Consider the following 13,442-nt stretch of genomic DNA (forward strand, 5'->3'; position numbering starts at 1 on the left):
AATAAATAGACAATTATTGATCAGCCAAGGTTGTTATGAAAATGATCAGTATATTTAGTGATTATTTTCCCATCTTTATTGGAGTGGATTAAATCCAAGCAAGTCGCTACTACTAAGAACCAATTAGCCCCTTCTTCCAAGTCAATCTCCCGACAAATCCATGCTGGGGCATAAACTATCACACTTACAACGCCTCTCATATCATCTCTTAGATTTTGATAATGTTGTTCTTTTAGGATTTCAATCTTTTCTTCTGAAAGGGTTCTGCTTGGATAGCAATAAATCCACTCTTCAATAATTTGCTCAATAATTTTTAGCTTTGACAGTTGAAACACAATGAAGAACAAGACAAATCAAAAAAATACTAACTAAGCACGTGTAAAAGGGTTAGCCAATAACGTACACAACCTGGTAATAATATGCACTAACCTTAGTTTTTTTAATTGCTAAAAAGGTTTAGGACTTAATTCATAAATTTGAGCAATCTTTTCGAAATCCACTTATTACTCTGGTTTGTATAAATAATTAGCCATTTAAGCGAATTACTCTTTATGCTCTTACGAACAAAAAATTTTCTTTTACAGCGTGACTGAAATCAACTCTGAAGAAGTTACTCATTCAGAAAAATCTATAGAGCTTAAACCTACAAAAACACAAGAAGGTTTTTTATCTAGAATATTTTCTCTTATGAATAAGAACCCAAACTACAAAATGTTGGGAGCACTTGGAATGATGCTAGTGAATTTTTCTGTCTGTGTGACAATCGCCAATTGGTTAAAACATTCAACTCTAGTTTCCTAAGGGTAAAGGTACAGGCTTCGTCATAATGAGCGTATGACTATAGATCAACTAAAGGCTTTTCTTTCAGAGCTTCAAAGAAATAAAGAGTTACTCAATGCCATAAGAGTTGCTGCTACTGCAAATGAAATTGCAGAAATAGCCTCAGAATTTGGTTATAAATTCACTGGCGATGAATTAAAAGCAGCATCAAAAGTGAATATTGCTGGTGTAAAAATCAAAAAACAAGATACATCTCCATCCTATAGCTTCGGTGAAAGTGGAATAGACCCAAATGAGACAAATTATAAAAGTACTAACTAATGGGATTTGTAATAACCAAACCATTAAAAAACTTTGCGATCCAAAACACCAAATCGAGCGACGTAATTTTAGAGAACATACATCATTATTATTATCATATCGATGTCTTATTACGTAGGCATAATCAATTAGAGTATGGAATAGTAGGTAAAATCCTGTCCTTAGTTCGCCAAGTTAGTGAAAGGAAGTCTATCCTCATACTGCATAACTAAAGATTTGAGATATTGAACCTCTTTTCTTCGAAAAAATCCTCGAAATATATTTAGTGAACTCTCCATAACAAAAGAGTTTTCTTTTGTCTTATATTCTTCTTAACAAGAGGAATGAAATAATTTATTTTTACATGTTTTTTTTACTTTCTGCTGATGAATGAACTTGGAATAATCAAAAACGAGATGGATGATAGATACCAAGAAAAATCAATGCTTACAGATCTTTTTACTAAGCATAAGTTTTTGGGATGGGGTGGACTTCTTTTAATCTTCGTGACGATTTGCGCAATCTTATATTTCCAATTTCAAGTATGGGAACAAGAAAACCAAGATCAAAAATAAAATGACTATTTAGCCATAGACCAGATGCGCTTAGCAGTTGTACTTCCCCCATATATTCCAATAATCATTTCATTAGCTCAAACCTTGTCTACTATGATTGTTGATTTTAGTCCTCTTGGTATCCAACTCCCAGATAAACAGCCTTTGTTAAAAATGAAAATTTAAACTTTTTTAACGCTAGTTATACAAATCCTTTTGTCACTCATAAGTTAAAAATTGTTATTCATAACTTTGTTTATCATTTTGTCTTCACGAACTGATTCTTCATTAACTTCAGGAATCACCTCAGGCCCCGTAAGCACAGTCCATAAAAACAAAATAGTTACAGGGCAGAGGGCTAGCTGAACTAGAGGAGCAAAATATTTGAGCGAGTTGAGTTTCTTTTTCACATTTAGTTGCCCCTCGCATTGCGCTTGGCATATATATAGGTTATACCGAATGGGATGGATCTTTCATAACTTTGATAATGCACTTCTCTGGTGTAATTCATAGCAGCGATAGATGTTAGTCAATGGAATATCAGCTACATGAGAAGGCTTTGCATAACGATGCTTAAGGGTATAAGTTACAACACCTGAATTATCATTTTTGCCAGTAAAATAGATCATTCCATACATTTTTTTTAGTTACGTCTTAGATGTCGTTAAAAGTAAGAGAAACAATCAGAACAACAACCTCAGACTCTTATCAGAAAAGTTTATATATCCACAATGATGATTTTAAAAGAGCATTGAGAAGTTGACATCTCCAGATTCAATCACACAGAGATAAGACAATGTACTTTAAGCAAATCCAATACTGAAGAAACATCAAAAAAAAAAAAAAAAAAAATGGAGGTATCATCATTACTCCTCATCATAAAAAGGGTGATATTTAAACAAGCCTCGAAAATGAACATAACCAGCGGCGAAGAGAGGTTGTACTGACAAAGGTAGATGAGGCTAAAAATATTGCGAAAGATGGATTTTCAGGATTAAAGATCAGCTCAAGAAAAGATGTAATGCCCCAAAGAACTTAAGCTGCCAGGAATAAAAAATCTGTATATTTTTGATAAAATTATCTAATGACTCTTAATAAAGGGAAAGTTCTAGTAACTGGTGCTTCAGGCTTTATTGCTCTGCACTGCATCCTAGAATTATTAAATAATGGATATGAAGTAAAAGGATCTCTAAGAGATCCTAATCGTGAGGAAGAAGTAAGAAAATCCCTAGGAACAAAAATTAGCATTAACAATCTTGAATTTTGTAAGTTAAATTTACTTAATGATGAGGGCTGGGACGATGCGGCCTCAGATTGTGATTATCTTTTTCATATCGCTTCTCCGTGCATTGTCGAAGAGCCAAAGAATGAAAATGATTTAATTACTCCTGCATTGGAGGGAACACTAAGGGCATTAAAAGCTGCGTATAAATCAAAAGTTAAAAAGGTAGTGCTAACTTCATCAATAGGTGCAATAGCCTACGGACATAACAAGAGTTACTGCAACCCTAATGATTGGACTGATACATCAAAGAACATAGGGGCTTATATAAAAAGCAAAACCATCGCAGAAAAAGCAGCTTGGGATTTTGTTGACAGCTATAGAGACGACTCGTTTTCAATGACTACTATTCATCCTGGAATGGTTTTTGGACCCTTACTTAGCAATGATATAGAGGGTATATCAGCAAGTTTAATTACAAAAATGATTACTGGTAAATTCCCTGCTTTGCCAGATATTTATTTTACTGTGGTGGATGTTAGAGATGTCGCGAAATTACATGTTCAAGCATTAACGAATCGCCATAGTGATCATAAAAGGATAATTGCAACGTCTCAAAAAAGTATACCGTTTCTAGAAATTTCAGAAATATTAAGAGAACTTGGATTTAATAAATCTCCAAAGAGCTTAGTTCCTACTCAATTAATAAACACTCTTGGAATTTTCAATAGAGAGATGAGAAACACTTCCAGTATGATAAAAAGGGGGCGATATGGAGCAGATATATCCGAAACCATTTCAATTTTCGATTGGGAGCCAACCCACTTTAAAAAAACATTAGAAGATATGACTGTTTCTCTAATGACAATTTTAAATTAAAACTTTTTATATGAATTTTTATTAATTGATTAAATGATTAATTGATTTTGAATTTTAGTCCTCAATATTATATTTTAATTAACATAAGGAAATAAGTTAAATGTCAATCTATCTTTTACTGATAATGCCCAAGAGGTCCAGGACCAGATCCTATCTTGTAGGATTTTTCTAAAGATTTCTCAATAAAATACTTTGCCTTTTTAATTGACTCAATTAGGTTAAATCCTAAAGCAACATAACTACAAATAGCAGCACTTAGTGTACATCCACTACCATGTGTATTTGAGGTATTAATAAATTTATTGATTAACCAATCTCTATTGCCATCTTTATCAATGTAAAAATCTTTACCTTTCAAGGAATTTAATCCTCCTCCTTTTATTAATACAGCTTTAGGACCAATTTTTAAAATTTCTTGGGCTGATTTTTCTATATCTTCTTCATTTTTAATCTGTACACATGAAAGTAAATTAGCTTCATAAATATTTGGAGTTACTATTTCTGCTACGGGAAAAAGGAACTTCTTATAAGCATTAATTGCACTGTCTTCGATTAATTTCGCACCAGTCCTTGAAACCATCACCGGGTCAATAATTTTAGGTATGGAGTATTCCTGCAGTTTTGTCCCAGTATTTGTAATTATTCTCTCGTTTAATAGCATTCCAGTTTTCAAAGACTGTATCTCGAAATCTGAGAACAAAGTATCAATCTGATTGATTAACATATGACTTTCAACAGCTGCTACACCAGTTACTCCCATACTATTTTGTGCTGTAATACATGTAATGGCTGTGCAACCATGGACTTTAATAGACATAAAAGTCCTTAGATCTGCCTGAATTCCTGCACCACCACTAGAATCACTACCACCGATGGAAAGAACAATTTTAGAATACATAATTACTCCTTAAAAGATAAATCTGTGAAAATTTAAGAGAAAGAAGAATAGGCATTGAAAAATTCTAGTTCCAATTCCATAGCTCTTTTATATAGAAAATTAACTTGGTGAATATCATAATCATCATTATATTCATCTATTAGATATTCTAGTGATTTTGAAAGATAGTCAAAACTTTTATCAGAGTAAGTTAAGATCCATTCTTTATAAGGATTACCGGAAATCATATTTAATAAATTTTTTCCAAGCCAAGAATATAGCCGCATACATGGTGTCATTGCACTCATTATTTCAATTAAACTTAAGTTTAAGGAGACTTCTTCTAAAAAATCAGTATATTTTTTGGTGGCATGTTCTATTAGATTAGTAGTCAAATCTATATCCCATTCCTTTGCATATGTTTCATGCAGAATCAACTCATCAGATACTCCTGATAATAGTACGCTCAAAGTTTTGATATTTTTTTTATTTCTTGACTTGGAAACTGCTAATCCATATGCACGAGCGAAACTTTCTAAAAAAAAATAATCTTGAGCTAAATATTCTTGGAATTTTGTTTTAGGAAGATCTCCATTTTTTATCCCCTGGACGAATTTAGTATTAAGGCTTAGTAATGCAAGATCATAATTGCTTTCCCATAATTTTTGTGTTAAAGACATTGATTTTATATTTTATGTATACACATCATGCCTCATTTCCTGCTTATAACACTAGAAATCAAATCTAGAACAATAGAGAGGAGTCAGTCGAAATCTATCATATAGCAATCTTCTTAAGAGAACCAAGTCTTATTATTTTTCTTGGGTCCCTCAATAAACTCAAATGAAAAATTTAACTCTTTCCTCCTGTTGGAAGTTGTCGTTGGGACTCCTTCGAAGAATAGAAGAAAACAATGATCAAAAGTAACCATATCCCTCCTGCTAAGAGGCAAATAGGGGCATCGTTGAACTACTCAAGGAAAAAAATGCTTCTTGCTGTTGGTATTAAAACTACAGAGACAAAGGTGATTACTTAAAGGTATGCAAGTTGAGATTTATTCATCTTACCCGTCTATTATAAATAGATTATTTTTCTGTTAATTGATTTGAAGTTGATATTTCTGTCTTTTATAGAAGTATTACTTTGATCCTCTTTTAATCTGGTAATACCAAAATCATCTTTACCAAAAGCAAAAAATGCAATTCCTAGAATGAAGAATGCGGCAATGGCTATTAATGGAAACATTTAATTTTTTAAAATATCTATTATTTATATAAAGACTTTCTTTTTAAGTTAGTCCTTTATTCTTATAACTTTATATTGATGCAATTTATAATTATATTTTTGCACTTTATTTACATTTCTCGTTTTCATAAATAATCTAAGAGGTGTCGAATTATAACAATCTCGTGATCCCATAATTACTTATCTTGTGATTGATATTATATATATAGTAATCATACAAAAAGCATTTATTTCCTATTAAACACGAATAGCTCGTTAAAACAATTTATTATATTCATAGAATTTAGACTATAGTCATCATATTTAGTTAAGTTTTTACATGTCATGTCCAATATCTTTTTAATTAAAGTTTGGTATAACAAGAGTTTTTTTCATAACGTTTTTAATTTTAAAAAGCATCTTTTTTTACATTGACCTTAATCTTTCCACCCTTCTCAAATTGTTAAACTATTATAAATTGCAAGTAAATTATTAAAACGAAATCTATTCCTATGTCTTTAGCGATTTTTTATTGCTTATCAACTTTGCTTTTATTTCTGACCTTTTTTAGTTATACATCAACTTATTTTGCAAGAAGGAAGCAAAAGTTTGTTCATATGATTCAAGTAGAGATGGTCAAGACAAATTTAGAGAATGCATACAATTTGAATACTTTTAAAGACTCAGTGCATCAATAAAAAAAGCTATAAATACTTAAAATCAAGATATATTTTACATAATAATACAGTTTAGTTAAACTTTCATTTTCAGGATTTTTTCTAGCCTCTCTTTCTGTTCTGTTAGGGAGACTTCTTTTTCTATGATTTCTGTTTTATTAATATAGAGTTGATTATTTGAGGCATTATGTTCTTCTATATTTTTTTTTAAAAATAATCTTCGAGAGATCAATATCTGATTACCAAAAAAATAAAATAATTTACTGAGTCCATGAAACATTCCTTCACTGAAAATCAAAATCAATAAACCTACCCCTGCGAATGATAAGAGAGCTCCTATCATTGCGATTGATGTGGACGTTGAAGTGAGATTATAATAAAGTCCCATTTTTTAAATCTAGCAGAATCAACAAAACCATAATGATAATTTTTTACTCAAGAAGAATATTTTTGAACTCTAATTGGTAGTCAATGCCTCTTTCTCAACTCCTAATTGATTAATCATATAAGGTGTAATCTTTGGGACATTAAAAAAACTAATAATGCTTGAGATTTTTTTTTGAATTACTTTAGAAATAAACACCATAAATAATTTTTCTTGTCGTTAGTTGTGATGACAACAGTAAGAGTTCTTGTTGTTCTCAGACTTACTGGTGAGTTGTCGTAAGCGAAGAAGCTCTTTACTCTATATATTTTTTAGCATTTCTTTAATCTAATAACATCCCTCTCGAGCACGACAGTGATTCTTTGTGGCGAAGATTGTAACTCTTGATTATATTTGCCTGTGCATTAGATACAAAAATAAAAGGATCCAAAGTATTTAAATTGTCGATTAAATTGAAAAAGATTGATTCTCTTCATACATAAATCTGATTATGCAAGGGAGCATTGTGCTAAGGCTTAGAAATTTTGTGGATAGTCTTAGCAGATTTTTTTAAAATTTTTTGTGCCTCTTTTCTTGAAATACAAGCTTCTGCTTTAGCTTGAAGTTTTAAAAGCTTGGCATGGTGCTTTTCTAAATTCATGCAACACCAGGAATAATTTGCCCAGTTACCAAATAGCTGCTTGCCATAAAAACGAAAGCCAACATTGAAGTTCTTCCAAGAAAAGTCATAGTCGTACAAGAAAAACAGGATCTACTTTAACAACCAAATTCTTTACCTGAGAGATTAATGCTCGAAAGGTTTCCAACTTTGTATATTTTGAAGCCTCCCTTTAAAAAAAGTTATCTAGTTCATCGAAATCGCCAATTCAGACAATTTTTTAACAGATGAAAATGTCTATCTAGTCTTGCAAGAAATACCGGTTAATATTCCGATCAATTGAGAGACTTTCGAAAAAAAGCTTTATAGGTTTTTAATATCACTATTTCATAATTAATTGATCCATATGTTTCATAAGCTACAAAACAGTTAAACCCAGTTAGATTTTTATTACAAATGATCCTGGTAAAACCTTTAGACTTCTAGCCAAATGACTCAAAGCATTAACACTTAATATTGCAAAAAGATTTAGTATCAAAAAAACCGATCTAGAAATTTTTAACTGATTATCAGTTTAAGACAATCTAAGTATCATTTTAAATTCAAATGAATACTTAGATTGTGTTTATTAGGTGACTATTTAGCCAAAATCACCTATTCATTGAAATAAGTTGAGCCAAATGAAGCCTTTTCTCGTGCTCCCGTTTTTTTGCCAAGTGGATGTTTAGCTGCGATGAACTGGAGGTCCCTTTAGAAGCTAGATTCAATTCGGACTGATGTATTGCTTTTCTTTTGGACTTTTGCCTGAGGTATCGAACATTTAATTCCTTTGGACTTGAGTGACTTGGTCTGGAAGATAAAAACAACTCAGCTTTGTGGAGTGAGTTTTTCTTACAGATGCTTTTTCTGATTAAAGGAAGGTGATTCATCACGTTTCTCAGCAGAGGCAACCCCGTTCCATGTTGCCCAAACATGCATTCCCCTAAGGAAATCGAACGTATTCGAATTGTAGCGGTTGATACCATTTTTTGAGAATAGAAGAAATTACTCAATTACAAAAATTACAAATCTAAGCTAATTTTCATCCATTAATTACTTTTGCATAAAGCAAAGACAAGTAAAAAGGAGATTAATCACTGATTGATCACTAAGTCTCATTAAAAAGACAGGCAAGAACAACTGTCTTAGACGAATCTAATTATATAAGGATTCTAAAGAGCGAACCTAGGGCTCTAAAGCAAAAAAAGAATTTACTCAATGGCAAAGAGGAGGCAATCTACTTAGATTTGAAAGTTAGGACTTTACGTTAATGAATGATCCAACTTGTTAAGTAGTAATAAATTACTACAGGAAAGAACCCTGTCATCACGGTGCGAATGTTTTTTTATTCTTTATTTGAACAGTAGCTAGTTTCTCTAGAAAAGAAAGTGACAAACAAATTAAAAACTTCAATTGCACCAACCCAATTGCTACCACAAAAATTAGATTGAATAACTTGGTACGTAGAGATTACGAAGATCGGAATAATGGCAAAACAATTTCAAATAAAAAAGGCAGTAGGTTCACTCAATTAGAGTTTAAAAAACAAAAGTCGAAAAGAAATATTTTAAAATTTGTCGGATAACTTTCCCAAGTCAATTTCAATAGTTTGTCCAATTCGCTTTCGGACATTCTTTTCATATTTGCATATATGTAAAAAGCATCATCAATATCCTTCGGTACATCTTTATCTAATGATAGATTTTCAACTGCTATGCCAGGAAAAAAAGCAGCTTGATATCTGTCGAAGAAATCTACTTTTTGTTCGTCAGTAATACATTCTTTGATTAATTTATCAAAATTAGACCTCTTGGTTGATCGAATCACTAGTTGGAGCTATGTGAAAGAATTAAATGAATCTCTAAAGGCGTTAAATCAGTATTATCGATTCCCCAAAGTTCACCTTTAGCTGAAGCTTCTAGTATTGCTTTGTAGAATTCATCGGAAAATTTTGGCATTGGTTGGTTAAAAAAATGCGAAAGATTTGGGGAGAAGAGTTATTGTGAAAAAGAAATGGATTAATTAATACAAAACATTTCCGAACCAGTTGAAAAGGCTTTTACGAGCTAATTATATTTAAAGTTTCAAACAAAAGTAGTCGGTATAGGTAGGGCTAACTAGTTACGGTCAGGTACGGCTTCTTCTAATACTCAAGACCTTTAAGGCTTAAACACCAACGATAACAAATAATACAAGAGATATCTATTAAATGATTAGATCTGTTGATGACTCTAATAAGTATAAATAGCCCGAACTGGTTAGCCCTACTTCAACCGTCCTAAAGGAATTGAGGAAATCTATCTATAATTTTGTAAACTTTTGAGGGTCTAACTTTCAGTAATGCTTGCAATTAACAAATCTATTGCCGCAAAACTAATTGTTCTATGGAATCTCCCTGCATTGCTTCTATTAGCTAGTGCTTATAAAGTTGGTAATTTCGTATTTACTTGATTAAAAATGACATCATCAAATAAGAGCCCAAAGAATTGGTCCGAGTGGAACAACAAAAAACACTTCACTGATTATTCAAGAGACTCAGGTACGGGAAAGCTTGTACGTTTTACTATTGCTACCTTGCTCTTTGTTCCAGTTGGCTTCCTTGCTTACATGACTACTATCTAAGAATTAAATGATTTCAACAAACACTTTGAAAACACCAATAGATTTAGGAAAGTTATTGCCTTCGGCCTAACTGCAAAATTATTGATCTTTTCGATTTTCTCTTTACATGATGAGGTGGTAACCATGACAAGACAAGAAAAAATCAAAGCAGCTGAAGAAAGAATCAAAGAACTAGAAACTCTCATAAAACATTTTAAAAAGTAAAACTTAATCTTTTTAAGGATTTGTAGTGGCTATCGCTAAATTACTTTTTCTAAATTCTTCAATCTTTCAGTTACTTCTAAATGAGGTTGAGATATTTATATAGATGAAAGTTGTAACCCAAGTAGTATTTATAATAGGGTCTAGTGGTGAAAACTTTAACTATATTTATTTAAGTAGTGCTATGTAATGAAATTGGTAAGGCAAAGTTGTAGCGACACTAAATACGATCAAAAACATACTGGTTTTAGTCAATCGTTTCATGACTTGATTTGAATAAATACTCTTGATCAACTTAATTGTCATAAATAAAAACCGTGATATTCAAAATAATGATTGTATAAATTGATTTTTAATTTAACCAGAAAAACCTTGTGCAATGCCGCCTACTAATCCATTCAATAAAACCAGAACAAACCAAACGCCACCTAGAGCTTCTATTTTTCTTATATTTGCGTTTCTATTGTCCTCCGGACTATCTTGAGTCATGTAAAAGACCGGAACACCTACCACTAACAGCAACGATGAGAACAAAAGTGCATTAGCAAGTATGCCTGCAAAAATAAACATTTTTGGATAATCTAAAGGTCAATTTCTGAAGCCGAAGTATCTCTAACAATTAACACGAAGGGCGAACTATCTACAACAGGCTTAGAGGAAAAAAATTCAACTAAACTTATTACATTGATTTTCAACGAATCTACTGTTCATCCTTAATGGTTATTTATCTCTATAAAGTTGAACTGCTAGAGTCCTTTTTTATCCTAGTTAGTAGGTATACTTTTTCCGCAAGCTTCAAAAAATGGTTGTCCAATGAATTATTCGGGAACATTCCTAAACTTTGGATAGTCGAAAATTAATTTTGGCTTGTGTAAGCTAGAAAAAGATTTAAATTCAAACTAAATAAACTGCACATTGCCGTAAAGATAATTCTATGTGAGATTGATAAGTGAAAAAATCTAGAGGGATATTCAATATAATTTAGATGCCAGACTAGAAAGAAGTAGCAACCGATCTTGGTAGTAGAGACCGTATATAATTTTCAGTTCATAATAATGTTTAATTAAAAACGTCGAGCCAAAATAGATATACTCGTAAGAATGACTGTAATGAATTACACATTACTTGAAGCAGTATTCGTTGATTACTTCTTCTGTCCTATGAGAACAGTTTACCTTGTCTCTAATAGTCAGTTATAAGAAATCAAGCCAAACCAAAGAGAAGAAGAACTTGAAAGCATCAAAGATTCTCTCAAAAGGTTGGGAAAGGATTATCAATCTCAAGTAAAAGTACTAGATGAGGGTAGGCAAGAGCTCCAAGAAGAGTTCAAAACTTTAACTCCAGTGAAAAGAGAAAAGTAACTGAAAAATCAATTCTTAGATCTATTATTTAAATTCCTTTACAGGGATAGGTTTGATATGGTTTTCGACTGACGGCTTTTGATTCATTTGTTTCCAGATTATCGAATTACTAGCCAAGAAGAAAACTCCAATAGCAGCGATAATAGGGAATAGATTTTTAAAATGCTTCATTGTTGCTGTTGTTATATCTGCTGTATTTTTCATAAACAGTAGAAGGCTTTTTAATTGTTGTCCAATATTTACAAACTATCTCGCTAACTTCCTCACAATGAACCCAGCGGATTTTTCCAGAATCTAAATTTACGATTTGAGAGAGTGTGGGTGCATCTTGATCTCTTGAACCACCCATAAATGTTAGAACTTTTCCTATTTGATCCGCTTCATATAGAAAGGCATCACCCGGTCTAACTTTTAAAAATAAAGGATGATTCATAAGTCATTTTGTCAATATATATCAAGTAAGAGAAGTATCCTTTTTGACCAATTTCTAATTCCGTTAAATCCCTTTTTCTGAATTATTTATGGGTACTTTTTGGGCAACCCTGAAAATTGAGATTAATATAAACAGGCTAAATAATCTTCCTCAGATTGATCGGGACGAAAGTATGAAGTGTTTTTCTTGACTAGAAAAGTAGCAAGTCAGATTCTTGATTAGGACCCTACACTTTGGAACTCAGAAAAAGTCATCCCATCGTCATCATCAAAACCAGAGATTAAAACCCATATACCTCCCAGTATAGGCAAACCTGCTATGCAAATCACAATTACTTGGCTTGACATGACAGATTTTCAGATTTTGTTTAATAGGTGTTCAAAGTCGGATTTTGATTCACTATGCTTAACTGGAATTGGACTATTTGCTGAAGAATTATCTATTGAGGAAGCTTGAAAGATAACACCAGCCCCACCTGTTAATAAAACTGCGAACATAATTGCGTGACAAGAACCAAACATTTACCAACTATATATATTTATAAAATCTAATAAATTGTGATAAGGCGGTGATGTAGTACAAAGCGAAAGATTCTGGGGTTTTTTTCTAATACTTCTAAGAGGTAGTCTATGGCTTGAAGACTAGGCAAAGGAAACCACTCTTTTTGCAGAGGATTAACTAAAAACTGTGTGAGAATGATTTTGAAGGAAAGAGATTGAACAATTAGCCCCTTCGATTTCTCAAAAAAAGTGCAAACATAATGAACTTTTAATGAATTCGCGAAGAGAGAACATGATTTCGACTACCGTCCTCCGACCATGATTGATGATGCTTCCGTATTACGACATCAATTGGGACATACTCCAAAAGACTTATCTAATCATGATGTTCCGTTCATTAAATGGAAGCCTATCTTTTTTTCTTTTTCTTATTGTAATCTCTTTTAGTTGAAACCTTGTTACCACGCCAGTCAGTTTCTCCTACATACATTTCCTCTCCAAATAAATCGTTTAGTTGCTTTTCCGTCATTGGCTCAAGGGCAGGTGCCTCAGATATTTCATCTTGGGGCATTAATTCAACCTCTTCTGCTTTTACTGTTAAAGGACTGAAAAATAATAGAAGGCCAAGAACAAACGAAAAGAGCTTTTTCATCTCCCTGAATTGTCTGCTTCTGTCTATTAAAAACCAATACTCTCTTTTGAAGCTATCAGCATTAATGCCTTTTCAAAAGAGTTTTTGGTATGAATATGTCTAAAATAAAATTGATGATGTTTTTCTAGTCAACGCAAA

The 13,442-nt window shown here is 32.1% G+C and carries 19 protein-coding genes; 6 read left to right on the forward strand and 13 right to left on the reverse strand.

The window, feature by feature from the left end:
• Window positions 1-20 precede the first annotated feature (20 nt).
• Window positions 21-335 carry a hypothetical protein gene (locus AC6EIW_RS03195; protein WP_498521155.1) on the reverse strand — a complete coding sequence of 105 codons (315 nt, stop codon included), beginning with the start codon at window positions 333-335 and terminating at the stop codon, window positions 21-23.
• Between the two features lie 250 nt (window positions 336-585).
• Here AC6EIW_RS03195 and AC6EIW_RS03200 point away from each other — a divergent pair, with 250 nt between their 5' ends.
• The 4 genes from AC6EIW_RS03200 (at window position 586) to AC6EIW_RS03215 (ending at window position 3,735) form a co-directional block, all read left to right on the forward strand.
• A complete protein-coding gene (locus AC6EIW_RS03200; protein ID WP_498521156.1) occupies window positions 586-801 on the forward strand; it encodes a hypothetical protein in 216 nt (71 codons plus the stop codon).
• A 33-nt stretch (window positions 802-834) separates the two neighbouring features.
• Window positions 835-1,101: a Nif11-like leader peptide family natural product precursor gene (locus AC6EIW_RS03205; RefSeq protein WP_498521157.1), complete on the forward strand. Its 267-nt coding sequence runs from the start codon at window positions 835-837 to the stop codon at window positions 1,099-1,101.
• Between the two features lie 365 nt (window positions 1,102-1,466).
• Window positions 1,467-1,655 carry a hypothetical protein gene (locus tag AC6EIW_RS03210; protein WP_498521158.1) on the forward strand — a complete coding sequence of 63 codons (189 nt, stop codon included), beginning with the start codon at window positions 1,467-1,469 and terminating at the stop codon, window positions 1,653-1,655.
• A gap of 1,063 nt (window positions 1,656-2,718) precedes the next feature.
• Window positions 2,719-3,735 carry an SDR family oxidoreductase gene (locus AC6EIW_RS03215; RefSeq protein ID WP_498521159.1) on the forward strand — a complete coding sequence of 339 codons (1,017 nt, stop codon included), beginning with the start codon at window positions 2,719-2,721 and terminating at the stop codon, window positions 3,733-3,735.
• Between the two features lie 115 nt (window positions 3,736-3,850).
• Here AC6EIW_RS03215 and thiD read toward each other — a convergent pair whose 3' ends face one another.
• Together thiD and AC6EIW_RS03225 are read right to left on the reverse strand one after the other, a co-directional pair.
• Entirely contained in the window at window positions 3,851-4,633 is a 783-nt protein-coding gene (thiD, locus tag AC6EIW_RS03220) for a bifunctional hydroxymethylpyrimidine kinase/phosphomethylpyrimidine kinase (protein ID WP_498521160.1), read from the reverse strand.
• 32 nt (window positions 4,634-4,665) lie between these two features.
• The gene (locus AC6EIW_RS03225) at window positions 4,666-5,292 is read right to left on the reverse strand and encodes a TenA family protein (RefSeq protein WP_498521161.1); all 627 of its coding nucleotides are present in this window, start codon (window positions 5,290-5,292) and stop codon (window positions 4,666-4,668) included.
• Window positions 5,293-5,525: 233 nt separating this feature from the next.
• On the opposite strand from AC6EIW_RS03225, the gene AC6EIW_RS03230 reads away from it, so the two are divergent.
• Window positions 5,526-5,648: a hypothetical protein gene (locus AC6EIW_RS03230; RefSeq protein ID WP_498521162.1), complete on the forward strand. Its 123-nt coding sequence runs from the start codon at window positions 5,526-5,528 to the stop codon at window positions 5,646-5,648.
• A gap of 38 nt (window positions 5,649-5,686) precedes the next feature.
• On the opposite strand, the gene AC6EIW_RS03235 is transcribed toward AC6EIW_RS03230, so the two are convergent.
• From AC6EIW_RS03235 to AC6EIW_RS03255, 5 genes are all read right to left on the reverse strand, one after another.
• Window positions 5,687-5,857 (reverse strand): hypothetical protein, encoded by a 171-nt coding sequence (locus tag AC6EIW_RS03235; protein WP_498521163.1) that lies wholly within the window; start codon window positions 5,855-5,857, stop codon window positions 5,687-5,689.
• A gap of 732 nt (window positions 5,858-6,589) precedes the next feature.
• Window positions 6,590-6,901, reverse strand: a complete 312-nt coding sequence (locus AC6EIW_RS03240) for a hypothetical protein (protein ID WP_498521164.1) — start codon at window positions 6,899-6,901, stop codon at window positions 6,590-6,592.
• A gap of 505 nt (window positions 6,902-7,406) precedes the next feature.
• Window positions 7,407-7,538, reverse strand: a complete 132-nt coding sequence (locus AC6EIW_RS03245; protein ID WP_498521165.1) for a hypothetical protein — start codon at window positions 7,536-7,538, stop codon at window positions 7,407-7,409.
• Window positions 7,539-9,062: 1,524 nt separating this feature from the next.
• Complete coding sequence (locus tag AC6EIW_RS03250; RefSeq protein ID WP_498521166.1) at window positions 9,063-9,362, reverse strand: hypothetical protein; 300 nt, start codon at window positions 9,360-9,362, stop codon at window positions 9,063-9,065.
• On the reverse strand, window positions 9,362-9,493 hold the full coding sequence (locus AC6EIW_RS03255; RefSeq protein WP_498521167.1) for a hypothetical protein: 132 nt from the start codon (window positions 9,491-9,493) through the stop codon (window positions 9,362-9,364). The genes AC6EIW_RS03250 and AC6EIW_RS03255 overlap by 1 nt, the downstream gene beginning before the upstream one ends.
• 499 nt (window positions 9,494-9,992) lie before the next feature.
• Here AC6EIW_RS03255 and AC6EIW_RS03260 point away from each other — a divergent pair, with 499 nt between their 5' ends.
• Window positions 9,993-10,157 (forward strand): hypothetical protein, encoded by a 165-nt coding sequence (locus AC6EIW_RS03260; protein ID WP_498521168.1) that lies wholly within the window; start codon window positions 9,993-9,995, stop codon window positions 10,155-10,157.
• Window positions 10,158-10,715: 558 nt separating this feature from the next.
• Here the strand turns inward: AC6EIW_RS03260 and psbZ are convergent.
• The 5 genes from psbZ to AC6EIW_RS03285 form a co-directional block, all read right to left on the reverse strand.
• On the reverse strand, window positions 10,716-10,928 hold the full coding sequence (gene psbZ, locus AC6EIW_RS03265; protein WP_498521169.1) for a photosystem II reaction center protein PsbZ: 213 nt from the start codon (window positions 10,926-10,928) through the stop codon (window positions 10,716-10,718).
• A 948-nt stretch (window positions 10,929-11,876) separates the two neighbouring features.
• Complete coding sequence (locus AC6EIW_RS03270; protein ID WP_498521170.1) at window positions 11,877-12,152, reverse strand: DUF3104 domain-containing protein; 276 nt, start codon at window positions 12,150-12,152, stop codon at window positions 11,877-11,879.
• 218 nt (window positions 12,153-12,370) lie between these two features.
• Window positions 12,371-12,499, reverse strand: coding sequence for a hypothetical protein (locus tag AC6EIW_RS03275; protein WP_498521171.1), 129 nt, complete (start codon window positions 12,497-12,499; stop codon window positions 12,371-12,373).
• A 9-nt stretch (window positions 12,500-12,508) separates the two neighbouring features.
• The gene (locus tag AC6EIW_RS03280; protein ID WP_498521172.1) at window positions 12,509-12,649 is read right to left on the reverse strand and encodes a hypothetical protein; all 141 of its coding nucleotides are present in this window, start codon (window positions 12,647-12,649) and stop codon (window positions 12,509-12,511) included.
• Between the two features lie 412 nt (window positions 12,650-13,061).
• Entirely contained in the window at window positions 13,062-13,304 is a 243-nt protein-coding gene (locus tag AC6EIW_RS03285; RefSeq protein ID WP_498521173.1) for a hypothetical protein, read from the reverse strand.
• Window positions 13,305-13,442 lie beyond the last annotated feature (138 nt).

It is taken from the genome of Prochlorococcus sp. MIT2308 (assembly GCF_059772345.1).